Here is a 23,955-nt window from a genome sequence, read left to right on the forward strand (position 1 = left end):
GCGTAAAAAACTACACTCTTTACAGCTTTATTCAACCAGGAAGCGCGCCACCATGCCGCAGTGAGAGCCGAAGGGGGGTCGGATCTGCGGCATTTCGCCCCTCCTCCTCTGGAACAGACAGCTCTTCCGCCTCGGGTTGGGGGGCGACGGCCTCCTCTTCCACAGGCTCCGGCGGGTCGGTGCGGCTCAGAAGATCGAGACTTTTCTGTATGATGTCTTTGCCAAGCTCAGCCGAATAGCCCACGGGACCGGGGCCGGTGTTGAAGTCCCAGGCGTAGTCGCGCGCCACATCCAGATGCGTTGAAATCACCGGATCTGCCGCCCAGGCGCGGCGAAGGGCTGCGTTTTTCAAAGCCTTGGGGACGAAGCTTTGCAAAAAGGGCCGGATATCGGTCGCCGAAGTGATCGAATCGAGCGCGGGCAGATCGGCCAGCAGCCGCTCCAGCGCCTCACCTTCCGGGAGAGCTTCCGCCCCGCTTTCAGCAGCAACATCATCGGCCGGGGGCGCTTCAGGCACCTGCGTTTCGGCGCGGCGGGTTTCGCGCACGCGCGACGACCAGCGCTCAAGAAAGCTGCTCATCGCACCGGCCTCTGGCTGCGCGGCAGGCCCGCAGGCGTCAGCCGCCCAGCCTCAGCTTCCGTGCGGCGCTGGCCCGGGCGATGGCCCCCCGGCAGAATGCGCGGCGCGCTGAGGCTGGGGTCTTCCGCCTCAATCCCCGAGCGGCGCTTTTTGCGAAAGCGCTCTTCCTCGGGGAAAAGGGCGGCGAATTCCGCGATATGGGCAATCAGCACCTCCGGCATCGGCAGCCGCTCGACCCGCAGGCCGGGATCCGTCGCCATGGCCTCGCCCTCAAAGGGATCGGCGGTGACCAGATGCAGCTCAACCTTTTCCGGATCATCGGCATTGGCCAGCGAGACCCAGAGCGCGGGCGGCGACATCGCCAGATTGGCGCGCAGGTTCGCCGCATCGCCGGGGTGCAATTCCAGCTGGTGCGTGCCCATGAACCAGGTCTCAACCCCGGCTTCCGAGCGGCTCATCAGGCTGCGCGGCGGCAGCGGCGGCGCGGGCATCATCAAAAGCGCCGGCTGCAGCACCCGCCCGCCCCATTTCGTGGCCGGAGGCCAGGAGCGGGCGATGACCGCGACGGCAATGGGGGGATGCGCGCTCATGCGGCCTCTCCTTTGGTGGCCACAAGCGGCAGCCCCTCGACCAGGTTCTGCGGCTTGAACTGCACCACCAGGTCTTTGCCGGTCGCCAGCATCGCCCAGGTGGGACGGGTCTCCAGCCCCGCCCGCAGCGGGCTTCCGGGCGCAAAATCAATGGTGAAAAGCCCCACAAGCTGCGCGGCGGGGGTCTTGCCCTGCCAAAGCGCATTGCCGTAGTCCGTCCCTTCGCGGGTCAGGCCCACGAACCAGGCCAGATCGGCCTTCTCTTCGCGGGTCACCGGCAGCACCGTCACTTCGACGCGGTGCAGATGGCGGATAAAGGCGCGGATCGCCTCGGCCAGTCCCATGCGCGAGGCCGGATTACCGCCGAAGTTCTGCACCATGGTATGGGCGTCCGAGCGGCTCCAATATGTCCAGGCATTGTGATCGCCAAGCACATCCAGCCCCTCAACCCCGCCCTCCATCAGCGCGGCGAGCGGGTTGGTATGAACCTTCGCCTCCATCTCTTCGCGCAGCTCCAGATCGACCAGATGCAGATGGCCGTCTTTCAGCCAGCCATATTGCGGGCGGAAAAACATCTCAGCGGCGCGCAGCACATGGACATCTTCACAGCCATCGAGCGCATTGCGCAGGATCAGCTGCACCAGCTGCTGCAACAGCACCGGAGCTGTCGGCACCCGGCCCCGGATCAGCGCCAGATAGCCGCCCTCCACCGTGCCCGCCGTGAGCAGCGCCCCGCGCAGGGCCAGCACCAGCTCCCAGTTCTCGCGCCCGTCCGGATCGGCAAGGGCAGCGACATCAGCCGCCGTCACCTTCGCCAGCGGATCCGCCAGCAGCCGCGCGTGAAGCGCATGCTCCGCCGCGCAGGCCTCCTCCGGGGGGGCAAGTTCCGGCCGCGCCAGCCAGGCCAGCAGCAGCTCAGGCGTGACCTCAAGCCAGCCGTCTTCGCGGCGGCGCGTCAGATGGTGGCCGGAGGCAACCCAGAACTCTCTCATCACGTCTCTCCCGAACGCAGGCCGGCAAAGAGATCAATCCCCTCACCCGGCTCGTCCTCGTCACTTTCTACAAAATGGAACGGCCTGTCATGTCCGCCAAGTCCCGGCGCGCCATAAGCCGTCTCTGCGCGCGGGCGCAGCGCGCGGAAGCGCTCGCGGATTTCGCCCGCCTCGTCTTCTTCGCGGTGCAGCGCGATGATCCGCCCTTCCTCATGGCCGCGGCAAAGCTCTTCGGAAAAGGCGATTTCCTCTTCCGCCGCCCCCCGCGCGCTTTGCAGATCGGGCGCGCCCAGATGGCGCATAAAGCTTTCGGCCAGCGCCTCCACCGCCGCCACCCGTTCGGCAAAAGTCACCCGCGTCACCACCGCGAGCGTCGAAAAGCCAAAGGACTGCACGCCAAGAAAGGCCGAGCGAAAGGCCACCCGCTCTTTGCGCGACAGGCTGTCAAAGGGGCGGCCGTGGAAGAGAAATCCCCCCGGCACCGCCCATTCCCCCGGCTCTGCGGCGGGCGAGAACAGGATCCCGTCAGAGGCATCAAGCCTGAGGGTGCGCAGCAGGCTTACCACTTCGGCCCCCCGCGATCCGCATCCCGCCAGCGCGCTTCATCAAGGACCAAGGCCAGCGGCGGCAGTTGCAGACGGCCATTCACGATCTCAGCCCCCTTCAGCGCCTCATCGCCTTCCACCCGATCCAGCAGGCGGCGCAGCAGCGCATTCACGCCGTCATACTGCCAGCGGTCCACAATCAGCTTCAGCCAGGAGGCGAAGCTCTCAATGATCGCCGCAGTTTCCCCGAAGTCCTCCTCCTCAAGCGAGGTGGTGAAGGGGTAAAGCCCCGGCTCTTCCAGACCCGGCCGATCAGACAGGATTTCGGCCGCAAAGATCACCCATTCGGGCAGGCCATCCCCGCCCAAAGGCCCCGCCTGCCAGCGCGTGCCGGCAATCAGCGCCCCGTCATAACGAATCTGGTCGGGAAATCCGACCCGGATCTGACGCTCCGGCTGGCCATGCTGCACCAGGGCCTCACAGAGCGCGGCGACTGCGGCAATATAGCCCAGCTCTGCTTCAGCGGCGGTTGAGACCAGCGGCGGCCCCGGCTCCAGCACCACCGCGATCGCCAGAACCCCCTCCGCCTCCCGCCAGAGCAGCGTGCCCGCCCCCTCATGGGCCTGAGCCGCCGCCAGCGCCAGCAGATCGCCCTCAGGGGCCTCAATGGCCCGGAAGGGGGGCGGCAGCAGCAGGCGCGGCAGATCTGACATAGCGGTTCTCCGAAAACGGGCTCTACAGGGTGACAAGCAGGCCACAATCGCCTAGATCAGCACAGGGCCTGCCGGACAAAAAGACACATTCTGCAGGATTTAGCAGAACCCTTCCCCCCGCGCATCCCCCCTGAAACAGAAGGACAGCCATGACCCGCCACTCCGCCTGTAGCCTGACCTGCAATTGCCTCGGCTCTCTCGCCCCCGATGAGGCGGCGCTGAGCCGCGCAGGATTTGCGCCCGAAGGGGGCGTGGCCACGGAACTTTGCGGGCAGGATCTGAACCTTCTGAGCGATGCCGTGGGCCTGGCCCTGCAGGAAGGACGCGATCTGGTGATCGGCTGCCGGCGCAAAGAGGGGCTCTTCCGCGATCTGCTGGCAGGATCAGAGATCGACCTCAGCCCTGGTTTTGTCGATGTGCATGCCCATGCGCTCTGGTCGGATGAGGCGGCCGCCGCGGGGCCGAAACTGGCCGCGCTGCACGCAAAAGCAGCCGTGGAGCTGCCGCCGGTCAAAACGGTGACTTACGAGTCCCAGGGCGTGACGCTGATCCTTGGCCGCGATGAGCGCGCGCTGGATCTGGCCCGCGCGCTGCAGGGGCAGCTTGATGTGACGGTGCTGTTGCAGCCCCGGGCAGAGGCCCTGCCGCGCAGCGGCGATGCCTTCCCGGTGGCCCAGGGCCTGGTGAAAAAGGCCGAGGGCTGGCTTGGCGGCTTTAAGCTGGTCATCGATGCCTATGCCCTGTCGCCCCCGGCGCCGCGCAGCGGCTACAGCTTTGGCGAGGGGCGCGACGGCGCGGTCTCAAACTGCGATCTGGTGATTGATCTGACGGGGGCGGCGCCCCTCTTCAGCGCCCATGATCTGCGCCCGGGCTATCTGCGCGATGATCCCGCCCGCCCCGGCGTGGTGGCGGAACTGGCGCTGAAGGCCGCGGGCATGATCGGCACCTTTGACAAAGAGCGTTACGTCAGTCTGAACCCCGGTCTGTGCGCCCATTCGCGCAACCGCCTTTCCGGCTGCAGCAATTGCGTTGATCTTTGCCCGACCGGGGCGATCACGCCGGGCGGCGATGTGGTCTCGATTGATCCGATGATCTGCGCGGGCTGCGGGCAATGCGCCGCCGCCTGCCCGGGGGGTGCGATCAGCTATGATCTGCCCCCCGTCGGCACTGTGGCGCAGCAGCTGCGCGCCATGCTCACGGCCTATGAGGCCGCGGGCGGCACCCGGCAGCCCGTCCTGCTCTTTGCCGACAGCAAACACGGCATGGCGCTGATTGAGCTCTCGGCCCGCCTCGGGCGCGGACTTCCGGCCCATGTGCTGCCCTTTGAGGTGAATGAGCTGACCCGGCTTGGGCCTGACGCCCTTGCCGCCGCCCTCGCCTGGGGGGCCGATGTGCTGCTGCTGGCCCCTGAGCGTCCCGGCCATCCGCTGGAGGGCCTGGAGGCCACCCTGGGGCTGATCGGTGATCTGACCGGGCCGATGGGCTATGCCGCCGACCGTCTGGTGCTTTTGCAGACCGACGACCCGGAGGTGCTGGAGCGCCATCTGCGCCAGCCCCGCAGCGGCCCAAATCCGGCGGCCTCGCGCTTCCTGCCGCCCTCGGACAAACGCGGGCTGATGCTCACCGCGCTGACCGAGTTGAACCGCCTTGCGCCCGCGCCCCAAAGCCGGGTGCCGCTGGCCAAAGGCGCGCCCTTCGGGGCGGTTGTGCTCGATACCTCCGCCTGCACGCTTTGCATGGCCTGCGCCGGGGCCTGCCCGGCGGGGGCGCTGATCGACAATCCCGAAAGCCCGATGCTGCGCTTTACCGAAAGCGCCTGCCTGCAATGCGGGATCTGCGAGGCGACCTGCCCGGAAAAGGCCATCACCCTGACGCCGCAGGTCGATTTCACCGCCTGGGATCAGCCCAAACGCGTGCTTCACGAAGAAGAGCCTTTCTGCTGCACCGGCTGCGGCACCGGCTTTGGCACCCGCTCGGGGATAGAGCGGATCATGGCAAAGCTTGAGGGGCATTGGATGTTCACCGGCGCGCGCGGCAATACCGGCATCTCGATGCTGACGCTTTGCGAAGACTGCCGCGTCAAACGCGCGGCTGAGGCCGGATTTGAGGCGCATCACTAAGATGGACCGCCCGCTCCTTGCTGCGCTGATTTTTGATGAGAGCATGGCCCCCGATCCGATGATCGCGGCCGTGCTGGCGCGCCATCCCGGTCTGCGGGTGGCGGGTCTTTTGCAATCCCCCGCCCGAGAGGGCGACTGCGACTGCCGCGATCTGACCGTGCGCGATCTGCAGACCGGCGCGGTTCATGCGATCACGCAAAACCTTGGGGCGATGTCGCGCGGCTGCCGCCTCGATGGCGGCGCGCTGGCAGAGCTGGCGGGCGGGCTTTTGCGCGCGCTGCAAAGCGGGCCGGATCTTTTGATCCTGAACCGCTTTGGCAAATCTGAGGCCGAGGGCGGCGGGCTGCGCCAGGTGCTGGAGGAGGCGCTGGCGCGCGGGATCCCCACGCTCGCGCCGGTCAACCCGCGTCATCTGGCGCTCTGGCGCGATTATGCCGGTGATCTGGCAGAAGACTTACCCTGCGATGCCGGGGCCTTAGAGAACTGGATTTCAAGAGCGCTGCGGCCCGCCAAAATCTGCCCCTGATGCTTTGACAGGCGCTCCCGGGCTTTGCACCAGGCCTGCGCATCCGCAAAAGGAGGCCCAGGGATGATAAAAGGGCGACGACGCCACGCTTTTTCTTCAGGGTGCCGAAGAGACCCGTTCTGCCTGGGCCCCGGTCTCCCGCTCTCCGGTGACCGCCCCCCGTTTTTGCGCTGATCCCTCGGGGATTGGCTTTTCCGCCCTTCTACACCCGCCGGGGCAATCCAGCCGCCACACCGCTGGCGGGGAGGCTGTCTGCTATGCCTCGGGTATGGGGGCGGGGGCCGGGCTTTTCGCGGCAAGGCTGAAGGCCGGGGATGACCTGGTGCTCTCGGATGTCGGCTCTGCGACCTGCCATCAGGGCATTGAGGGAAGCTGCGCCGAGCCCGCCGCCGTCTCGGCCCTGCTGCGCCCCGGAAAAACCCAGGGCTTACGCCTGCCAACCCGATCCTGCGGCTGACCGATCTTGCCGCCATCGCGGCGGAAATCCCGGTCGACAGCACCCTCGCCACGCAGCCTTTGCAGCTTGCGGCGAATTTCGAGGTGCATTCGCTGGCGAAACAGGTCTGCGGCCATGGCGATGCGCTCGGCGGTGCGGTGATCGTGACAGACCCCCTGCCCGGCGCGGCCTGAGCCTTTCAAAGCGCTCCGGGCTGCGCTTTTTGTGACCCTGCGCAACGGTATGCTGCGGCGGCTTCCCCTGGCCTGCCGCGCGGAATAGAACTGTCTCAGGGACGGAGACAGAAAGTTAAGCATATGAAAAAACGCAGCGAACTTCCGCAGATCGCGGAAGCCGGGGACGGAAAAGCGCCGCTCGATGGCGACCGGCAGTTTGTTGCAGCGCTCTGGCGCGGAATGGAAGTGCTGCGGGTCTTTGGCCCGCGTGACGACGGCCTCAGCAACCAGGAGATCGCCGCGCGCACGGGGTTCAGCCCCTCTACCGTCTCGCGGTTGACCTATACGCTGAGCGTGATGGGCCATCTGCGTTATGTGACGCGGGACGGGCGCTACCGGCTGGGAATGCCGGTTCTGGGGCTGGGGCTGGCCTGTCTGGCGGGGCTGGCGATCCGGCAGATCGCGCATCCTTTGATGCAGGAGCTGGCGGATTTCGCAGGTCCCGGCAACCTCGTGTCGCTGTCGATGCGCGAGGGGCTGTCGATGACCTATATCCATTCGGTGCGGGCGGAGACGCAGATGTCGCTCTCGCTGGATCTGGGCACCCGGATCAATCTGGCGCGCAGCTCTGCCGGGCGGGTCTGGCTGGCCGCCTGCCCCGATGACGAGCGTGAGGCCGTGCTGGCGCGGATTGCGGCGGAAGAAAACGGCGGCGCGGCCCTGGTGCGCAGCCTGCGCGAGGGGATTGAGGCCGTGCAAAGCCGGGGCTATGCGCTGAACATCGGCGGCTGGCGTCCGGGGGTGAATGTGGTCGCGGTGCCGATCGCGCCCCAGGGGGCCGATCAGACGGTCTATGCGCTTGGCTGCGGTGGGCCGTCCTACCGGCTGACGCCGGACTATCTGGAGGGAGAGATCGCGCCAAGGCTACTCGATATCACCCGCCGCATTGCCGCCAGCCGTCCGGGCTGACGCAAAAGGCCCGCTCTGCTGAGCGGGCCTTTGAGTTTATGCAAGCAGGCTTATTCGCCGACCCCGCCAAGCGCCGAGAGGCGGTCCATGTGGAAGTCGAAATCGCCAAACAGCATCTCAATCATGGTCAGACGCTTGAAGTAGTGACCGGCAGCCAGCTCCATGGTCATGGCGATGCCACCATGCAGCTGCACCGCTTTTTGGCCCACTTCGCGGGCCGAGCGGTTGATCTGCACCTTGGCCGCCGAGAGCTTGCGCGCGCGGGCCTCTGCATCAGTTTCCGACACGCTCATCGAGGCGAAATAAGACATCGAGCGCGCGAGTTCGAGCGCGATCATCATCTCTGCCGCCTGATGCTGCACCGCCTGGAAAGAGCCGAGGGTGACGTTGAACTGCACCCGGGTCTTCAGATACTCAACCGTCTGATCGAGCAGTGCCGACATCGCGCCCACGGCTTCCGCGCAGGCCGCCGCCAGCAGGCGCGCCTCTGCATCCGCGATCAGGGCCGCCGCATCACCCGCGATCTGCACCGCCGGGGTGGCGGCAAAAACCACCTCTGCGCCGCGCTGGCCGTCCTGGGTCGGATAGCCGGTGCGGGTCAGGCCCGTGGCATCCGCCTGAACCAGGAAAAGCGCCGGAGCGCCGTTCAGATCGGCAGAAACGATCAGCAGATCGGCCTCAGCGCCATAGCGCACCAGCGATTTTTTCCCCGAAAGGGTGAAGCCCTCAGCCGCGGCAACCGCCGTGACCTTCTGGCCTGCGGCGTCTTTCGCGGCATAGGCCACAGACACCGCGCCGCCGATGATCTCTTCCACCAGCGCCAGCACCGCATCAGAGCCGTCCTGCGTCAGCAGCACCGGAGCGGCGACAAAAGTATCAAGCACCGGCCCGGTCAGCAGCGCGCGGCCTGCACGCTCCATGACCAGCATGGTGTCGGCGGCGGTGCCGCCAAGGCCACCGGCCTCTTCCGAAAAGGGCAGCGCGAAAAGCCCCATTTCGGCCATCGCGCCCCAGAGATCGGAGCTGAAGCCCGGTGCGGACTGGCTGAATTTATGGCGGGTCTCAAAGTCGCATTTATCGGCCAGCAGGCGCGAAAATGCATCATCCAGCATCCGCTGTTCGTCGGTCAGATCGAAGTTCATGCGCGCCTCACAGCCCCAGGATCATCTTGGCGATGATGTTTTTCTGCACTTCATTGGCCCCGCCATAGATCGAGACCTTGCGCATATTGAAATAAAGCGCCGCCGCGGTATCGGCGAACTCCGGCCCCGGCGTCTGCTGGCGCAGCTCCACCTCAAGATGCGGGAAGGGCCAGGCGTCTTCGCCGATCACATCGAGAAGCAGCTCAGTCGTTTTCTGCTGCGTCTCCGAGCCGCGGATCTTCAGCACCGAAGAGGCCGGATCGGGCTTGCCGGTGTTGCCACGGCTGGCTTCGGCCGAAAGGACGCGCAGCGCGGTCATCTCAAGGGCCTTCAGCTCAACCTCGGTCTGGATGAAGCGGTCGCGGAAACGCGGATGCGCCATGACCGGTTTGCCGTCGCGCAGCGTCTTTTCAGCAAGTTCCTTCACCAGGCGCATACGGCCCTTGGAAATGCCGATCCGGGCGATGCCCACGCGCTCATTCCCGAGCAGGAACTTGGCGTAATCCCAGCCCTTGTTCTCTTCGCCCACAAGGCCATCGAGCGGGATGCGCACATCGTCAAAGAAGACCTCATTGACCTCAATGCCGCCGTCGATGGTCTGGATCGGGCGCACGGTGACGCCCGGCAGCGTCATATCCACCAGGAAGAAGGAAATCCCGGCCTGTTTCTTCGCCTCCGGATTGGTCCGGGCCAGCACGAAGATCATATTGCCGTATTGGCCATAGGTGGTCCAGGTTTTCTGACCGCTGATCACCCATTCATCGCCTTCGCGCACCGCGCGGGTTTTCAGTGAGGCAAGGTCCGATCCTGCCGCAGGCTCGGAGAAGCCCTGGCTCCACCAATCGTCCATATGGGCGATGCGCGGCAGATATTTCGCCTTCTGCTCGGCCGAGCCGAAGGTATAGATCACCGGGCCGACCATATTCACGCCAAAGGACAAAAGATCCGGCGAGGGCGCGGCCTGGCATTCTTCGATGAAGATATACTGCTGCACCGCCGTCCAGCCCGGACCGCCGTATTCCACCGGCCAGCGCGGCGTCGACCAGCCCTTTTTGTGCAGGATGCGGGCCCATTCCACGATCATATCGCGGGTGGCCACGCGGAACTGCTCCATATGGCGGCGGGTCGCCTCGGGCAGGTTGTCGCGGATGAAGGCGCGGACCTCCCGACGGAAGGCCTCTTCTTCGGCAGTGAAATTCAGATCCATCTGGCTCTCCGTCAGATCCGGGTTCACCCGCCCCCGCCCGGGGGAGCGGGCAGCGGCGGGTATCGGCAGCCCCGCAGTCTGCCGCAGGGTAATTCCGCAATGCGGAATGTATTTCCGCAATTTGCGACCCTTTCCTAGCCCTGGCCCTCCCCCCTTGTCAATTCGTCGCAGCACAGGGTGACAAAGGGAGATGTAAATCTGAAAACGCCCGCTCCGGTCAGCGGAGCGGGCGTTTTTTCAGATTAATGGGGGCGCCTCAGCAGGCTGCAACCCAGGTCCGTCCGGTGCGGGTGTCGCGGTAGCGGCAGCGGCCATCATTGGTCTGGCCCATATTCGCCGCCACGGCCCCGGCCAACCCGCCGATGATAGCCCCTTCAACCGGCTTATCATCCACAACCTGGCCCAGCACCGCACCGGCCACCGCGCCGGTCGCCACGGCACCGGCGGTGTTGTTGTTGTAATTGCCGTTCTGCATACAGCCTGCCAGCCCGAGAAGCCCGCAGAGGCTCAGTATTCCGAGTTGCTTGCGCATAACCTTCCTCCTTCGCCAGATCGCGCGCGGAAGGCGCGCGCTATGATGGGGCAAACCCGCTGCGGGGATAAATGTTCCCCCTCCGGCAGGTGCGGCTTTGGCCAGCCTGCGGAAATCAGCCCACTTCGGCGGGATGAGGCGGGCGAAGTGTGACAGTGCAGACGCAGAACCTGCAAAGTTCAGTCAAAATTTCCTACGCTCGTTCCCCCCTGAAGACTGGCTTGATAGGTGGTACTGAATTAACCTTTTGTTAACCTTTGCTAACCAGTCTCTCGGAGGGCCCCCTGTTGCGCCACCTGATTCTCTGCCTCCCCCTGTTTCTTGGCCTCGCCGCCTGCGGTGGCGGCGGCGGTAGCGCGACGCCCCCCCTGCCGAAAGGGGAAGATGTCCCGGATGGGCCTTTCACGACTTACCGCACCCCTCCCCCTTCGGGCTATAAGCCCGGTCCACAAAACCGTGTTCTGCGCGACCTTTCCAACCCAGGAACCGCTTCGCGCCAGATATCGCGTCTTACCACAGAGCCGAGCGACGCAGACGTGCTTGCCGCATTCGACAGCACAGGCCGCGGACCAGAGGGCTATGCCAACCTGATGAAGGACCTGGCCGGGGCCTACGACCCTCGGGAAATGGTGCTGGAGGTCATTGCAGAGCTGAACCAGGACGGCACCAAAGCCGCCCGGCTGATCCGTGTCACCGCCGATCAGTCTTTGCTGGAGAATGAAAAGAACGGGCGCCTTGTTGCCGAAACAGGCCAGTTTCACTTCAGAGGGCAGGCCTTAGCCTGGGTGACCATCGACAACGGCCCCCTGCTTTCAGGGCATCACCCGGAGGGTCTGGTCAATATGTCGGTGGATTTCGCGAGCCAGACCGCGAATATCAACCTTCGAACGGAAAATTCCCTGACCTCAGAAGTTGAGGTCAAACTCGAAGCGGAGAATCTGCCCTTTAACATCCGCACAGGCGCTTTCGGGGGGGCCGTCGTTATGCAGGTCGGAACCGACACGCTGGGCCGCTCGGGTGATATTCCGGGGCACCTGCGCGGCAATGTCGGCGGCACCCCGGTCTGGACTAACAGCATACATGACCTCACCACCTCGGGGCTGTTTACGGGCGCGGGCACGACCCGTTTTGGCGGGGACGACAAGACCCCCAAAGACGTCCGGATTGACGGAATGTGGTTTGGCCGTGATTTACCGCGGGATTAACCGCCTCGCCCGGGTCCTGGCGCTCTGCCTTGCACTGACGGCTCCGGCCCAGGCCGAGCCTGCGGGGCCGCGGCTGGCAGAGCTTGCGGCCCATGCCCCTCTCGCCGCCTCTGAGCGGCTGCGGCTGCGGGCGCGGGGCGATGCGATGACCGCAGGGGGGCTGTCGCGTCAGGGCTTTCGCGGGTTTCAGCGCGATATGCGCCTGCAGGGGTTTGACGGCAGCGGAACGGTCAGCCGCAGCCTCAGCCTCGCGCCGCTTGTCACCTGGGACGAAAATATCAACGGCGGCCTGCTGGAGGACCGGCTCTGGCTGAATGGCTGGCTCTTTCGCGCCGATCCCGCGATGAAGGCGAAAGCCGGGCTTGTGGCGGGCGCAACCCTGGCCGGCAGCCTGCGGCAGGTCTGGTCTGAGGGCCGCGCACTCAGCCTGACGGCGGCCACCGAGCTTGGCTGGTCGCCGCGCCACCACATCGGGCGGGGCGATCTGATGCTGCGCGGCTGCGCATTGAACCAACTGCAGGGCTGGAGTTTTCTCGATTTCTGCGCCACCGGGCAGCGCAGCTTCCGGCAGCGCGCCACGCAAAACCACCTCGATCTGAGCCTGAGCCTGCATCAGATCCTGAAGGGCACGCAGGGTTATCACGACGCCTCGCTCCGCCTCAGCAGCGCCCGACCGGAGGGGGAGGCCCCGCAGACCCGGGTGACGCTGGGCGCAGAGAGCCTCTGGTCCTTCGGGGTGACGGATATTGCCCTGACATTGGGCGAGCGCCAGGCGGGCGAGACCCGTCTGCGCCACCGGGTCAGCGCCGGAGTGACCGTTCTGGCCCGTGGCCGCCCGCTCAGCTTTGATCTGGCGCAGGAGGTCTCCTCCGGGGGAAGTTTTGCCGGGATTGAGCGCCACGACCGGGTGACCTCGGTGCGGCTTTCCGCGCCTCTGACCGAGAGCCTCAGCGCGCGGCTGGGCCTGGTGCGCTCGCGCTCAACCGTCTCGATTGCGAGCTATGATCGGGTCAGCTTTGAGTTGCGGTTCTCCGACTGGCTGAGCCGCTGACGGAAATGTGAAACCAGGGGCCCTCTGATTTCTGCTATAGTGAAGAGGTCGCCGGGCCACATGCGATTGCCTCTGACAGTTGTCTTGTCCCTGATCTGCAAATGCGCACGGCGACGACTTTTCCCCTTGAAGCGGCCTGCCGCCTTTGATCTCTGAGCCTGCGGGGCATGGCGCGGGGGAGCATCATCTTGACACCGGTGGTTTTGATCACGGGCTTTCTGGGCGCGGGGAAAACCACGCTGATCAATGATCTGCTGCGCGGTGACCACGGGCTGCGCATCGCGGCCATCGTCAATGATTTCGGCGCGATCAATATCGACGCCGCTTTGCTGCGTGATGCCGCGGATACGGTCGTCGGGCTGGAAAACGGCTGCATCTGCTGCGCGCTGCAGGGCGATCTGCTGCGCAGCCTGCGCCTGGTGCTGGAGCGCGCGCCGGAGCTGATCGTGATTGAGGCCTCTGGCGCTGCCGATCCGCGCGGGATCCTGGAGGTGCTGTCGGATCCGATCCTGATCGGCCATATCCGCACCGATGCCGTGGCCGCTCTGGTCGATGCCGCCGATATCAGCGCAAGGCCTGCGCGCCTGCGCGACCCGCTTTGGCAGGCGCAGATCCGGGCGGCGGATTTCGTTTTGCTGAGCAAAGGCCCCCTGACCCCCGCGCTTCGGGCGCAGCTCGCGCCCTTCCGCAAGCCCTTGCTCCCGCTGGAGGATGAGGGGCTTCCTCTCGCGCTTTTGCTGGGCGACAGCGGCGCTTTGCGCGCCCCGGCTGAGCCCGGCCGCGTCACCGCCGATCACCTGCAAAGCCTGGAATGGGAAAGCGCGCTGCCGCTGGATCCCGCCGCCTTCAGCGCGGTGCTGCATCAGATCGCGCCACAGCTGCTGCGCGCCAAGGGCTGGCTGCGCTTTGCCCCCGCGCCGCAGGAGCTGCATCTTTTGCAGCTGGCAGGGCAGCGCGCCGCCCTGAGCCCCGCCGCGCCGCGCCCTGATGTGGCGGGCGCGAAACTGGTGCTGATCGGCCTGCGTGAGGGGTTTGCCCCCGACGCCCTGACCCGCGCCCTGGATCAGACCCGCCTGATCGGCTGACCGGGGCGCGCTTCGGTCCTCAGCAGACCTGCCGCAATCACCGGAACGCCATTGACCAGCAGATGCTCCACGCCCTCGCTGCGCGCATTCATCTGCAGAAAATCGGCTTTCTCGCCAAAGCTTTGCGGATCAAAGACCAGGATATCTGCGTCACATCCGACCTGGAGGCGACCCTTTTTCGCCATGTCCGGCACCGCGCCCTGCAGGATCTGCGCCGGGATCAGACTGCATTTCGCAATCCCCTCCATCAGCGGCACCAAAGCCCGCTCGCGCACATAGTGGCGAAAGAACCGCGCGAAAGTCCCCGACGAGCGCGGATGCGAGAAAAGCCGCTCCGGCAGCGGCCAGTCCGCCCCCTCCCAGGTCGCGCCCGCCGCATCGACCCAGGGCATGGCATCCGAGGCAATGGCCCCGCCGGGAAAGGTGATCGCGGCATCCAGCTCTGCCTGATGCGGATCGCCGGGACCCGCCTGCAGAAAATGCGTCAGCACCAGCGCCGAAGGGTCGCGCGCGGCATGGGCGAGCACATCCTCGCGGTCCTTCATGCGGTAGCCGCTGGCCACCAGCTGCAGGCTGTCATAGCGGCGGCCGGTTTTCTCGGGAAACTTCGGATCGGAATAAAAAGAGGCCCCGATCACCGTCGATCCGGTGCCCCAGGGATAGGCCTCCACCGTGATCGGCAGGCCCTGCGCCTGAGCTTTGCGGATCAGCTGCGCCGCGCCCTGAATATCGGTGCCCGAAGTCGAATTCAGATGGCAGATATGCATATGCGCGCCGGTCGCCCCGGCATAGCCGATGAGGCGGATATAGGCCTCGGTCGCGGACTGCGGGTCGATATTGGCGTCATAAGCGACATGGGTATAGGTGGCGACGCCCTGGTCTGCGGCCAGCTGGCAAACAGCGGACATCTCTTTCACGCCCGAGCCGCTGGCATAGGCATTGGGAATGCCGATCCCGATCGCGCCCTCCTCAAGCCCCTGAGAGATCAGGGCAATGATCTCCTGCACCTCCGAAGGATCGGCGATCTCATCGCTCCAGCGGCGGTCTTTGGCGGCGGCGCCCATCTGCTTCAGGGGGGCACCGGGGCTCAGGGCGACATCGCTCATCACGGCGCGGCGTGCGATGATCCAGGCGGCGGCGGCCCCATAGTTCAGCGTGCGCCCCGCGCGGGCCTGGGCCTCATACCAGGGAGCGACCGGCAGCACCCCGGCCTCCATCTCAAGGGTGGTTGTCACCCCGTCGAAGGCCTGCATCCGGTCGGCGGGCAGCGACTGGCCATGGGCGTGCAGATCGATAAAGCCCGGCGCGACCACCAGGCCCGCTGCATCCAGCTCCTGCCGCCCGCGTCCCGGCACTTCACCCAGGGCGACAATGCTGCCCCCTTCAATCGCCACATCGGCCAGGGCCTCAAATCCGGTTTCCGGATCCATCACCCGACCGCCCCGGATCACCAGATCGTAAATCGCGCCGCTCATGCTGCCCTCCGCTGCCATATAAACTGCCGTGCGGGACCGGCGCTCAGCCAGCCCGCCTCTGCATCTGCCCAGACTTCGCTGATGACCACCCCGGCGGGCGCGCCCTCCTGCCAGACCGGCGTGCCGGAATAGATCGCCGTAATCCCCGGACGGCCCCGCTGAAACGCCGGATTGGCCGAGCGGAGCGCGCAGACCAGACCCGAGGCATCCAGATCCACCCGCTCATCGGTGGCGGGCGTCACGCAAAGCCGGTCCGGCAGGTGGCCCGTGCCATAGCCCGCCCGCGCGCCGCCCAGGGCCTCTATGCCGATGCGCCCGACCGCCTCTGCAAGCGCATCGGCGCTAAGCCCCGTCGCCGCGATGGAGTTCAGCACCACGGCCACCGCCAGATCCCCCGCCTGCCAGAGGAAACTGCCGCAATCGCCCCGGGCCGCCACCCTTGGCGCATGGCTCAGCAGCACCGGCCCGCGCCGCGGCAGCACGATCAGCCCCGCATCCAAGCCCGGCTCGGCCGCAAGGGCCGCAGTCAGACCCCCCTGATCCAGACGGCCTTCCGCCATTTTGCGGAAAATGCTGGCATTCAAAGGCTCCCCCGCCGCGGTCAGGCTGGACGGCAGGCGGTGGCCGGTGACCAGCCCCTCAGGGCCCGCCGGTAAAAACTGCTCCAGCGGCAGGGGCCGGTCCGGACCGCTGGAGATCACGGCAGCCAGATCGCCCCCCTGCCAGCCCGGGGGCAGCGCCAGCCCGGCACTGCCGCGCCGCTGCGTCACCGCGCTGAGCAAAGCGCCCTCAGCGCCCTTCAGCGCACGGAAAACGGCGAAACCGCCGATCTCACCAACCCCAAGCATTTCAAGGGCCTGCAGGACGCGCAGCACCGCCTGCCCTGCCCCCGGCCCTCTGATTGCGATCCCCGTCGTCATCACCGCCTCCCCCAAGCGGCGCGAAGGTGGCAGGCGGCCTCTGCCGCGTCAAGGCGGCCGCGGTGAAACCCTTTGCGCAGCGATGCGTTTAGCCAGGCACACCCCGGGAGGGCCTATGAAAACGGCAGTGATCGGCACCGGCCCGACCGGGCTTTACACCTTTCAGGCGCTGCTGCGCGCGGGCGGCCCGCGCCATATCGCGCTTTTTGAGGCCGGATCGCGCCTCGGCATCGGCCTGCCCTGGTCTGAAGAGACCACCAGCCGCAATATGCTGGCCAATATCGCCAGCATCGAAATCCCCGATCTGCCCGAGCGCTATATCGACTGGCTGAAGCGGCAGCCGGATGATCTGCTGACAGGCTTTGGCCTCGACCGCGCCACGGTGGACGAGCGTGATTTCACCCCGCGCCTGCTGATCGGCAACTATTTTGCCGACCAGATGCAACAGCTTATCGCCATCGGGCGGGCTGCGGGCGTGACCGTTGAGGTCTTTGAGGGCTGCCGCGTGACCGACATCACCCGCGAAGCGCCGGGCTACAGCCTGCAGACCGACCAGGCGGGGCAGTTGACGGGCTTTGACCATGTGGTTCTGGCCACCGGCCATCACTTTGAACGGGACGATGATCTGACGGATCACTATTTCCCCAATCCCTGGTCGGGGCTTGTCTCGGTGCCGGTTCCGGCGGCGCGGGTGGGGATCATGGGCAGCTCGCTCAGCGCGATTGATGCCGCCATGGTGGTGGCCGTGCAGCATGGCGGCTTTTCACGCCGCGACGGCCGTCTGATCTGGCAGCCAAAAGCGGCCGACGGCCTGATGCTGACGCTGATGTCCTGGACCGGGGTGCTGCCGGAGGCGGATTTCTACTGCCCGATCCCCTGGGAGCCGCTGGAGATCCTGACCGAAGCCGCCGTCGCCGAAGCCGCAGCTGCGCCCGACCCGTTTAACCGGCTCTGGGATCTCTTTAGCCGGCAGCTTCAGGCGGCCGATCCGGAGTGGTCGGCCCGCACCGGCCTTGCGGATCTGACCCCGGAAGGGTTTACGCAGGCCTATTTCCGCCCCCGCGAGGAGGGCGACACCTTTGCCCATGCCCGCCGCAACCTGGCAGAGGCCGAGCGCAACCGCGAAGCGCGCCACACCATCCCCTGGCGCTACGCCATTTTGCGCATGCATGAGCCGCTGGAAAAAGCCGTCCCCGCCTTTTCCAAGGCAGAGACCACCCGCTTTAACGCCACGCTGAAGACGGTTTTCACCGACAATTATGCCGCCGTGCCGCCGCTTTCGATTGAACGGGTGCTGGCGCTTTATGACGCCGGTGTGCTGGAAATCCTGGCGCTTGGCGAGGATTATCAACTGACCCATCATGATGGCCACAGCGAGGTCCTCGCCAAGGGGAAAACCCATCGGTTTGATGTCTTTATCGACGCCTGTGGCCAGCGCCCGCAGACCAGCAAAGACCTGCCCTTCCCCAGCCTCGCCCTGGCGCTGCAAAAGGCCGGACAGGATGCGCCGGAGCTCTCAGACAGTTTCGCGCTGCAGGGTGTTCCGGGCTATGAGGGAATTTTCTTCGGTGCGCTGCCGTTTTTGATGGAAGATCAACCCTTTGTGCAGGGGCTGACCTCCTGTGCGCGCAATGGCGCGACGATCGCCGGGGCGATTATCCGCGACGCAGAAGCTTTGTCGCCCAGATCCCGGCCAGCATCGACGCGATAAACAAAAACGCCTTCCCCTCGCCCAGACCAAGCGCGGGGATCGCCCCGCCGGGGCAAAAGCCCGCGATGCCCCAGCCGATCCCGAAGAGGACCGCGCCACCGATCAGCGCCGGATCAGGGCTGCGCTTTTGCGGCAGATGAAACTCCGCCTCAAAGACCGGAGCAGGACGGCGCAGCACAAAGTGGTAGCCAAGCCCCGTGACCACCAGCGCCGCCCCCATCACAAGGGCCAGCGACGGATCCCAGGTTCCCGCAATATCAAAGAAGTTCAGCACTTTAGCCGGGTTGATCATCCCCCCAAAGGTGATCCCGGCCCCGAAAATCAGCCCCAGAAAAAGCGCAGTCACCAGCCGCATCTTACAGCCCCCCGATCAGATGGCGGATGACATAGACCGTCACCCCCGTCGAGGCCATGAAGCAAAGCGTGGCCAGGATAGAGCGTTTCGACAGCCGCGCCATGCCGCAGACCCCGTGACCGGAGCTGCACCCCGATCCCAGCTGCACCCCGACGCCGGTGATGATCCCCCCGACGACCAGCCAGAGCGCGGGGGTGTCAGAGGTAAACTCCGGCCGCCAGCCGCTGATCGCCGTGATCCCCACCGGGGCCAGCACCGCCCCGGCGAGAAAGGCCGCGCGCCAGCGCCAGTCTTTGGCAACGGGCGGCAAAAGCCCCTGGATCATCCCGCTCATCCCGGCGATGCGGCCGTAAAGCGCCATCAAAAGCACGGCCGCCAGCCCGATCAGCGCGCCGCCCAGAAGCGACAGCCCAGGCGTAAATTCCGTCATGGCTCAAACCTTTCAGAGCATTCAGCCCCAGGGGGCCTGCAACAGATCGAGCGGGATTTTCAGATAGCGCCGCCCGTTCTCTTCCGGCTCGGGCAGGCGGCCCGCATTGGTGTTCACCTGCAGGGCATGCAGGATCAGCTTCGGCATCGGCAGCGTGGCATCCCGCGCCTCGCGCAGGGCGATAAAATCAGCCTCTGTCAGGCATTTGGCGATATGGCTGTTGGTCGCACGCTGCTCGGCCACGCTGCTTTCATAGCGCAGCTCCCGCCCGCCGGGCTGATAATCATGGCCGGTGAAAAGCCGTGTGTCATCGGGTAGTGCCAGAATTCTCTGAATAGAGGCCCAGAGCGCCCGGGCGGAGCCTCCCGGAAAATCCGCCCGCGCAGTGCCGCTGTCGGGCATGAAAAGCGTGTCGTGAATAAAGGCCGCATCGCCCGCGACATAGGTCACCGAGGCCAGGGTATGACCGGGCGAAAGCATCACCCGCACCGGAATTTCGCCGATGAAAAATTCCTCACCATCGGCGAAAAGCCTGTCCCACTGCCGCCCGTCCTCGGGCGCCTCGGGCTGGTTGTAAAACCCGTTCCAGAGCTTTTGCACCTCGCAGACCTTTTCGCCGATCCCGATGGGCGCCCCGGTCCTCGCCCGCAGATAAGAGGCCGCTGAGAAATGATCCGCATGTGGATGGGTGTCGAGGATGCAGACCGGCGTCAGCCCCTGAGCTTCGATGAACTCCAGAATGCGGTCGGCATTCTCAGTCGAGGTGGCGCCGGATTTCTCATCGAAGTCCAGCACCGGATCGATGACCGCACAAAGCCGCGTCGCCGGGTCGCTGACCACATATTGCACAGAGAAGGTGCGTTTGTCATAAAACGCAGTGACTTCAGGGTGATGGCTCATGTCGTGCTCCCGTGGTGGCCCGGTGCGATCTCACCACGGAAGCGCCACTTTCCGCAAGCGCCCGGGCGGGATCTCAGTGAAACTTCCGCCGGATGCGGCGCAGGCCCAGCCAGACCAGAAAGACCACCGGCAGCACCAGCGCCCCCGTCAGCACCTCTTTACCAAGCCCCGCCATCTTTGCCGCCGGATAGAGCAGATAACTGCAAAGATTGACCGCGTAATAGCCGATCGCCACCACCGAAAGCCCCTCGACCGTGTGCTGAAGCCGCAGCTGCAGATCCGCGCGGCGGTCCATGCTTTCCAAAAGCGCCTGATTCTCGGCTGAGCGCTCCACCTCCACCCGGGTGCGCAGCAGCTCCGCCGCCCGCGTCGCCCGCTCCGAAAGCGCGCGCAGGCGGCTTTCGGCAGATTTCACCGTCCGCATCGCCGGATCAAAGCGGCGCGTCATGAACTCACCAAAGGTCTGACGACCCGAGAGCCGCTCTTCGCCCATGATCGAGACGCGCTGGTGCAAAATCGCCTCATAGGCCGAGGTCGCGCCAAAGCGGAAGGCCCCGCCGACCGCCAGACGTTCCAGCTCGGCGGTGATCGCCAGCAGCGCATGCAGCGTCTCATCGGGCGAGCGGCCCCCGGCCTCCCCCTCCAGCCCTTCGACCAGATCGGTCAGACGCGGGTCAAGATCATTCAGCGCCGCCGTCAGCGAACGCGCCTGATCAAGGCCCAGCATCGCCATGGTGCGGTAGGTCTCCAGCTCACACAACCGCTGCACGATACGGCCGATACGCCGCGGGCCGGTGCCGCGTTTGACGAAGACCGCAAAGCGCATATGTCCGGCCGGATCGATGCGGAAATCCCCCGCAATCACGCCCGAGCCTTCAATAATCCGGCTCGCAGCCAGGCTTTCGGGCACGAACCAATGCTCCAGCTTTGCCAGCAGTTCGCCCTCATCCTCCGGCATCTCTTCGACGCGCACCAGAAGCGAGATCAGCCGCAGGCCGGGCGCTTTGGCGCGCCAGTCAGCGGGGAAAACATCGGCCTCGGCGGGATCAAAGGGGCGCGGCGACAGACCCGGGGTGAAGGCCGAATAGCTCACAAATTCGGTGTGGCTTTCCCATTTCACCTCCGAGCGGCCAAGCGCGCCCGAGTAATGCGTGGCCCCCGGCTCGGGCAGAACGCCGCCCGCACGGGTGACCAGATCGGCAAGATGCGCCAGATCCTGGGCGCGATCGCGCCCCGCGGGATTTCCGGGCTGCATAAAGGCCACCAGCGCCACCGTTGCAGGCAGCGGAACCGTAGGAAAGGGCCGCGCGTGCAGCTCATTCACGGTGGCATAGCGAAGCGGGTGATCGGTGACAGGCGACATGGCAACCCCGGTGCAGTTCGTCCTTCCGGCAAATCAAAACCGACCGCACAGCGCCAGCGATTTTCCAGGCCCCGGGCCGGAATGCGACCATCTGGCACAGTAATGCCACCCGTTCCGGCACCGATCACCGGACGGCAGCATGTCAGAAGGGCAGCACTGCCGCTCAGACCGAACGGCCCTTACGCAAGGCCCACATTGATCCCCCGGATCTGGTCCGGGTCAAGCCGCAGCTGACTGCCCGCAGGTCCTGCGGGTTATGCTTCGGTCGTCCAATCTCTTCAGGGTCCTGAGGGCAGGCCTGCCGCCCTCAGGTTGGATTTTGTCATTGCACCGGAAACGTGACCTATTCGCCCGCGCCGCTGTAATGACGCTTAATCAGCGGCTTGTTACGTTGCCGCTCAGCTTGAAGATGTCGCTGGTGTCGATAACTCCACTGTCAATCAATGCCAGCAGTCGCTCGATGTGTGCCATCTGCACAGGCGTTGCATTCGGAAGCTGAACGAGCATCCCGCCCGGAGGCATAGCGCCGCCACCGGTCGGACCAACCAGCTGCGCATTGAGAGCAGTGATAACCTGCAGGGACAGAGACGGAATCACCACGGCGGGCCCTGGGGTCCCACCGATGACAGCAGGAGCCGGCGGCGGAGCGACCGGCGGGTTCACGGTGGCGGGTGCGGAGACAACAGGAACCGATCCTGCAAAAGCAGGAGCGGCGGCGACGAAGGCTGCGACGGCAAGAGCGCTGCGAAGCATGATCAATCCTCTCAGAAGAATTTCGGGGTGGCAACTGCCACGCTCAGGTTCCACCGGCCGTTGTTAACGCCCGATTTCGTCGAGTCTGCATAGCTCAGAGAAATTGAACCATCGTATTCACCAAACTTGCGGTGAACGTTGCCGCCGATGTGGTACTCGTCTTTCGACACGCCTGCACCCACCGAAAGCCAGTCGGTCACGCCCACGCCCGCGCTGGCGAAGAGGCCACGGCCGCGGTCGTTCGCGCCAACCTGAGTGCCGTAGCCGATGGTGAAGAGGCCCGGAACAAAACGGTCAGCAGCTTCGAAAGCGAAGGTGCTGGTATAGGCGAGATAGGTGTTCTCTTTCGAGGCTTTCGAATCGCCCCAGCGAACCGCGCTGCCGACGCCCACAGCCACAGCCGCAGATTGACCGGTCTGGAACGAGGCCACCTGACGCGACAGCTTGAAGCTGACGGTGCCGCTGTCGCCGAAGTCTTTCGGATCAACGCTGTCGAGGCCCAGAACGATGTCAAAGCCGACGGTGCGCGACGCATCGCCGAAGCCGACGCCGAAGGCCGCCGAGGCATCGGTGCTGTCGCCAATCGGGCTGCCCGGGTTACGGCGCTTGTTGCTCAGCGAGCCCGAAGCGAAGAAGGTGCCATGCGGCAGGGTGAAAGCACCCGGTACACCAAGCGTGGTGCCGCGGCCAACGACCGGCTTCGACACGGCGCCCGCTGCCGGAATATTGGCAGCAATAGATTCAAGGTATTTGATGTAAGCTTCGGCGCTGACGGTCTGCACCGCATCCTGAGCCGCGACCGGAGCAGCCAGCGCCAGGGACATGAGCGATCCGGAGATCACGGCGAACGTGGTTTTCATCTGTAGTCCTTTGTCTTTATATGAGAACCGGCCAGGCCGCTTCTTCGGGGTAGTGAATCTTATCTTGCGTCTCACGCTGCAGCTTTGGTCTGTCTGCGTCGTGTTCGGGTCCAGGCCAGCGGTATCACGACGGGGCGCATCAGCACGCCCCGCGCAGGGCCGCTGAAGTCACCTGAAAAGTTCAGAGGTCCCTGCTGATATCCAGCAGCCTCGCACAAGACCGAAGACAGCGCAGCGCAGGACGCCCGTGAGGGGCGCAGGGGGGGCTCAGATCTCAGACCGGGGCGGATTGCGACGAAACCCTTCCTGGACATGCACAGCACCCGACTGCGGTCTGCCGACCGGCCGGGGCCTGATAAAAGATATATCGCAGGCAGAGGTAACATCTGTCGTCCCGCCCTCTCACTAAGAATGCACCTGCCAGGGACAAGTCCCCGGGATCACAAAACAATCCCGAAGATTGTAGGAAAGAATCTCCAGGTTGCAAAGGTTAACTTCTTCTAAAGGCGAAATTAGTTCGGATAATCTACCAAAACGGATTGAAGGGCTTAGACACGCATCATTGAAGGGCAATTCCGATGACGAATCACCCGTCATGGTTGCAGACAGGCTCCTTACCCAGAGCAAATTGGCCAGCCGGATCTGCCAGCCGCAAAGCCGATTCAGGCGACCCGGCTCTGCGCACTGTCACACCCGTTAGAATTGCAACGACTTCCTGGCCTGCCCCGGGGCGGCTCGTAACGCCGTTTTAATCCCGACTGTCGTCTTCTGTCCCCGGGTGTACGGGCGAAAGCCCTTTCGGGTGTGAGGACACATGTTACGTATAATCAAACCGTGCCGGTCCGGCACGAGGGGCGCAGCTCTGCTTTGGGGCGGCCTTGCGGTGGTGATCTGTCTCAGCGGCGCGCCACAGGCCGCCCTGGCACAGGGGCCTTTGGTGGTAACCCGCGACAATGGCGGTCTGCTGAAGGTGCGCAGATCAGAGGTGCGGGCGCTGCAGGCCTCCGGTCGGCGTGTCGAGTTGCGCGGGATCTGCTACTCGGCCTGCACGATGTATCTCGGCGCGCCAGGTGTCTGCCTCGATCCGCAGGCAGAACTCGGCTTTCATGGCCCCAGCTGGTATTCCGCGCCGCTGCCACAGCAGGATTTCGACTACTGGAGCCATGAGTTAGCGGTCCACTACCGCGAGCCGCTGCGCAGCTGGTTCATGAACAAAGCCCGCTATACCCTGAGCAGCTATCACCGGGTCAGCGGCGCCGAGATGATCCGTATGGGATATCCACAATGCTAAAAGAGCCGGCCCCAGGGCCGGCTCTCTT

The 23,955-nt window shown here is 65.2% G+C and carries 25 protein-coding genes; 8 read left to right on the plus strand and 17 right to left on the minus strand.

Annotated features, from left to right (window positions below; translation table 11 throughout):
* Positions 1–31: 31 nt before the first annotated feature.
* The 5 genes from EG244_RS01845 to EG244_RS01865 are packed head-to-tail and all read right to left on the minus strand — an operon-like array spanning position 32 to position 3,420.
* A complete protein-coding gene (locus EG244_RS01845; protein WP_124963302.1) occupies positions 32–580 on the minus strand; it encodes a DUF3306 domain-containing protein in 549 nt (182 codons plus the stop codon).
* The gene (locus EG244_RS01850; RefSeq protein WP_124963303.1) at positions 577–1,170 is read right to left on the minus strand and encodes a DUF3305 domain-containing protein; all 594 of its coding nucleotides are present in this window, start codon (positions 1,168–1,170) and stop codon (positions 577–579) included. The genes EG244_RS01845 and EG244_RS01850 overlap by 4 nt, the downstream gene beginning before the upstream one ends.
* Entirely contained in the window at positions 1,167–2,162 is a 996-nt protein-coding gene (locus EG244_RS01855; protein ID WP_124963304.1) for a DUF6352 family protein, read from the minus strand. The genes EG244_RS01850 and EG244_RS01855 overlap by 4 nt, the downstream gene beginning before the upstream one ends.
* Positions 2,162–2,728, minus strand: a complete 567-nt coding sequence (locus EG244_RS01860) for a DUF6505 family protein (protein WP_124963305.1) — start codon at positions 2,726–2,728, stop codon at positions 2,162–2,164. Before EG244_RS01860 ends, EG244_RS01855 begins: the two co-directional genes overlap by 1 nt.
* Positions 2,722–3,420 carry a biotin/lipoate--protein ligase family protein gene (locus tag EG244_RS01865; protein ID WP_124963306.1) on the minus strand — a complete coding sequence of 233 codons (699 nt, stop codon included), beginning with the start codon at positions 3,418–3,420 and terminating at the stop codon, positions 2,722–2,724. Before EG244_RS01865 ends, EG244_RS01860 begins: the two co-directional genes overlap by 7 nt.
* A 149-nt stretch (positions 3,421–3,569) precedes the next feature.
* Here EG244_RS01865 and EG244_RS01870 point away from each other — a divergent pair, with 149 nt between their 5' ends.
* Positions 3,570–5,540, plus strand: a complete 1,971-nt coding sequence (locus tag EG244_RS01870; protein ID WP_124963307.1) for a 4Fe-4S binding protein — start codon at positions 3,570–3,572, stop codon at positions 5,538–5,540.
* A 1-nt stretch (position 5,541) separates the two neighbouring features.
* On the plus strand, positions 5,542–6,066 hold the full coding sequence (locus EG244_RS01875) for a DUF2478 domain-containing protein (RefSeq protein ID WP_124963308.1): 525 nt from the start codon (positions 5,542–5,544) through the stop codon (positions 6,064–6,066).
* Positions 6,067–6,420: 354 nt separating this feature from the next.
* Here the strand turns inward: EG244_RS01875 and EG244_RS20800 are convergent, their stop codons facing one another.
* Entirely contained in the window at positions 6,421–6,705 is a 285-nt protein-coding gene (locus EG244_RS20800; RefSeq protein ID WP_233588885.1) for a hypothetical protein, read from the minus strand.
* A gap of 114 nt (positions 6,706–6,819) precedes the next feature.
* Between EG244_RS20800 and EG244_RS01885 the strand changes: the two genes are divergently transcribed.
* Positions 6,820–7,647 (plus strand): IclR family transcriptional regulator, encoded by an 828-nt coding sequence (locus EG244_RS01885; protein WP_124963309.1) that lies wholly within the window; start codon positions 6,820–6,822, stop codon positions 7,645–7,647.
* A 50-nt stretch (positions 7,648–7,697) separates the two neighbouring features.
* Here the strand turns inward: EG244_RS01885 and EG244_RS01890 are convergent, their stop codons facing one another.
* From EG244_RS01890 to EG244_RS01900, 3 genes are all read right to left on the minus strand, one after another.
* Positions 7,698–8,789 carry an acyl-CoA dehydrogenase family protein gene (locus EG244_RS01890; RefSeq protein ID WP_124963310.1) on the minus strand — a complete coding sequence of 364 codons (1,092 nt, stop codon included), beginning with the start codon at positions 8,787–8,789 and terminating at the stop codon, positions 7,698–7,700.
* Positions 8,790–8,796: 7 nt separating this feature from the next.
* Positions 8,797–9,996, minus strand: a complete 1,200-nt coding sequence (locus EG244_RS01895) for an acyl-CoA dehydrogenase family protein (protein ID WP_124963311.1) — start codon at positions 9,994–9,996, stop codon at positions 8,797–8,799.
* Positions 9,997–10,252: 256 nt separating this feature from the next.
* Complete coding sequence (locus tag EG244_RS01900) at positions 10,253–10,528, minus strand: YMGG-like glycine zipper-containing protein (RefSeq protein WP_199737724.1); 276 nt, start codon at positions 10,526–10,528, stop codon at positions 10,253–10,255.
* 536 nt (positions 10,529–11,064) lie between these two features.
* Here EG244_RS01900 and EG244_RS01905 point away from each other — a divergent pair.
* The 3 genes from EG244_RS01905 (at position 11,065) to EG244_RS01915 (ending at position 13,869) form a co-directional block, all read left to right on the plus strand.
* Positions 11,065–11,733 (plus strand): hypothetical protein, encoded by a 669-nt coding sequence (locus EG244_RS01905; protein ID WP_124963312.1) that lies wholly within the window; start codon positions 11,065–11,067, stop codon positions 11,731–11,733.
* Positions 11,708–12,784, plus strand: a complete 1,077-nt coding sequence (locus EG244_RS01910) for a hypothetical protein (RefSeq protein WP_124963313.1) — start codon at positions 11,708–11,710, stop codon at positions 12,782–12,784. The genes EG244_RS01905 and EG244_RS01910 overlap by 26 nt, the downstream gene beginning before the upstream one ends.
* A gap of 197 nt (positions 12,785–12,981) precedes the next feature.
* A complete protein-coding gene (locus tag EG244_RS01915) occupies positions 12,982–13,869 on the plus strand; it encodes a CobW family GTP-binding protein (RefSeq protein ID WP_233588895.1) in 888 nt (295 codons plus the stop codon).
* Here the strand turns inward: EG244_RS01915 and EG244_RS01920 are convergent.
* Both EG244_RS01920 and EG244_RS01925 read right to left on the minus strand, forming a co-directional pair.
* Positions 13,848–15,344, minus strand: coding sequence for an amidohydrolase family protein (locus EG244_RS01920; protein WP_233588886.1), 1,497 nt, complete (start codon positions 15,342–15,344; stop codon positions 13,848–13,850). The genes EG244_RS01915 and EG244_RS01920 overlap by 22 nt on opposite strands.
* Positions 15,341–16,264, minus strand: coding sequence for a DUF6963 family protein (locus tag EG244_RS01925; protein WP_124963315.1), 924 nt, complete (start codon positions 16,262–16,264; stop codon positions 15,341–15,343). The genes EG244_RS01920 and EG244_RS01925 overlap by 4 nt, the downstream gene beginning before the upstream one ends.
* 115 nt (positions 16,265–16,379) lie before the next feature.
* Here EG244_RS01925 and EG244_RS01930 point away from each other — a divergent pair, with 115 nt between their 5' ends.
* The gene (locus EG244_RS01930; protein WP_124963316.1) at positions 16,380–17,975 is read left to right on the plus strand and encodes an FAD/NAD(P)-binding protein; all 1,596 of its coding nucleotides are present in this window, start codon (positions 16,380–16,382) and stop codon (positions 17,973–17,975) included.
* On the opposite strand, the gene EG244_RS01935 is transcribed toward EG244_RS01930, so the two are convergent.
* The 6 genes from EG244_RS01935 to EG244_RS01960 form a co-directional block, all read right to left on the minus strand.
* Positions 17,920–18,330: a DUF6691 family protein gene (locus tag EG244_RS01935; RefSeq protein WP_124963317.1), complete on the minus strand. Its 411-nt coding sequence runs from the start codon at positions 18,328–18,330 to the stop codon at positions 17,920–17,922. The two genes, EG244_RS01930 and EG244_RS01935, sit on opposite strands and share 56 nt — an antisense overlap.
* Position 18,331: 1 nt before the next feature.
* Positions 18,332–18,760 (minus strand): YeeE/YedE family protein, encoded by a 429-nt coding sequence (locus tag EG244_RS01940; RefSeq protein ID WP_124963318.1) that lies wholly within the window; start codon positions 18,758–18,760, stop codon positions 18,332–18,334.
* Between the two features lie 21 nt (positions 18,761–18,781).
* Positions 18,782–19,660 carry an MBL fold metallo-hydrolase gene (locus tag EG244_RS01945; RefSeq protein WP_124963319.1) on the minus strand — a complete coding sequence of 293 codons (879 nt, stop codon included), beginning with the start codon at positions 19,658–19,660 and terminating at the stop codon, positions 18,782–18,784.
* A 73-nt stretch (positions 19,661–19,733) separates the two neighbouring features.
* Positions 19,734–21,023 (minus strand): DUF3422 family protein, encoded by a 1,290-nt coding sequence (locus tag EG244_RS01950; protein ID WP_124963320.1) that lies wholly within the window; start codon positions 21,021–21,023, stop codon positions 19,734–19,736.
* A gap of 375 nt (positions 21,024–21,398) precedes the next feature.
* On the minus strand, positions 21,399–21,776 hold the full coding sequence (locus EG244_RS01955) for a hypothetical protein (protein WP_124963321.1): 378 nt from the start codon (positions 21,774–21,776) through the stop codon (positions 21,399–21,401).
* Between the two features lie 11 nt (positions 21,777–21,787).
* Positions 21,788–22,636: a hypothetical protein gene (locus EG244_RS01960; RefSeq protein WP_124963322.1), complete on the minus strand. Its 849-nt coding sequence runs from the start codon at positions 22,634–22,636 to the stop codon at positions 21,788–21,790.
* Between the two features lie 814 nt (positions 22,637–23,450).
* Between EG244_RS01960 and EG244_RS01965 the strand changes: the two genes are divergently transcribed.
* Positions 23,451–23,927: a hypothetical protein gene (locus EG244_RS01965; RefSeq protein WP_124963323.1), complete on the plus strand. Its 477-nt coding sequence runs from the start codon at positions 23,451–23,453 to the stop codon at positions 23,925–23,927.
* The last annotated feature ends 28 nt before the right edge of the window (positions 23,928–23,955 follow it).

The sequence above is a fragment of the Falsigemmobacter faecalis genome, assembly GCF_003863335.1.
Taxonomy (GTDB): domain Bacteria; phylum Pseudomonadota; class Alphaproteobacteria; order Rhodobacterales; family Rhodobacteraceae; genus Wagnerdoeblera; species Wagnerdoeblera faecalis.

Coding starts and splice junctions, on each gene's coding strand:
- EG244_RS01925 (WP_124963315.1), bottom strand. CDS start 16,264: ATGACGACGGGGATCGCAATCAGAGGGCCGGGGGCAGGGCAGGCGGTG.
- EG244_RS01920 (WP_233588886.1), bottom strand. CDS start 15,344: ATGAGCGGCGCGATTTACGATCTGGTGATCCGGGGCGGTCGGGTGATG.
- EG244_RS01885 (WP_124963309.1), top strand. CDS start 6,820: ATGAAAAAACGCAGCGAACTTCCGCAGATCGCGGAAGCCGGGGACGGA.
- EG244_RS01945 (WP_124963319.1), bottom strand. CDS start 19,660: ATGAGCCATCACCCTGAAGTCACTGCGTTTTATGACAAACGCACCTTC.
- EG244_RS01875 (WP_124963308.1), top strand. CDS start 5,542: ATGGACCGCCCGCTCCTTGCTGCGCTGATTTTTGATGAGAGCATGGCC.
- EG244_RS01960 (WP_124963322.1), bottom strand. CDS start 22,636: ATGAAAACCACGTTCGCCGTGATCTCCGGATCGCTCATGTCCCTGGCG.
- EG244_RS01935 (WP_124963317.1), bottom strand. CDS start 18,330: ATGCGGCTGGTGACTGCGCTTTTTCTGGGGCTGATTTTCGGGGCCGGG.
- EG244_RS01890 (WP_124963310.1), bottom strand. CDS start 8,789: ATGAACTTCGATCTGACCGACGAACAGCGGATGCTGGATGATGCATTT.
- EG244_RS01845 (WP_124963302.1), bottom strand. CDS start 580: ATGAGCAGCTTTCTTGAGCGCTGGTCGTCGCGCGTGCGCGAAACCCGC.
- EG244_RS01940 (WP_124963318.1), bottom strand. CDS start 18,760: ATGACGGAATTTACGCCTGGGCTGTCGCTTCTGGGCGGCGCGCTGATC.
- EG244_RS01950 (WP_124963320.1), bottom strand. CDS start 21,023: ATGTCGCCTGTCACCGATCACCCGCTTCGCTATGCCACCGTGAATGAG.
- EG244_RS01900 (WP_199737724.1), bottom strand. CDS start 10,528: ATGCGCAAGCAACTCGGAATACTGAGCCTCTGCGGGCTTCTCGGGCTG.
- EG244_RS01870 (WP_124963307.1), top strand. CDS start 3,570: ATGACCCGCCACTCCGCCTGTAGCCTGACCTGCAATTGCCTCGGCTCT.
- EG244_RS01965 (WP_124963323.1), top strand. CDS start 23,451: ATGTTACGTATAATCAAACCGTGCCGGTCCGGCACGAGGGGCGCAGCT.
- EG244_RS01955 (WP_124963321.1), bottom strand. CDS start 21,776: ATGCTTCGCAGCGCTCTTGCCGTCGCAGCCTTCGTCGCCGCCGCTCCT.
- EG244_RS01850 (WP_124963303.1), bottom strand. CDS start 1,170: ATGAGCGCGCATCCCCCCATTGCCGTCGCGGTCATCGCCCGCTCCTGG.
- EG244_RS01930 (WP_124963316.1), top strand. CDS start 16,380: ATGAAAACGGCAGTGATCGGCACCGGCCCGACCGGGCTTTACACCTTT.
- EG244_RS01855 (WP_124963304.1), bottom strand. CDS start 2,162: ATGAGAGAGTTCTGGGTTGCCTCCGGCCACCATCTGACGCGCCGCCGC.
- EG244_RS01865 (WP_124963306.1), bottom strand. CDS start 3,420: ATGTCAGATCTGCCGCGCCTGCTGCTGCCGCCCCCCTTCCGGGCCATT.
- EG244_RS01895 (WP_124963311.1), bottom strand. CDS start 9,996: ATGGATCTGAATTTCACTGCCGAAGAAGAGGCCTTCCGTCGGGAGGTC.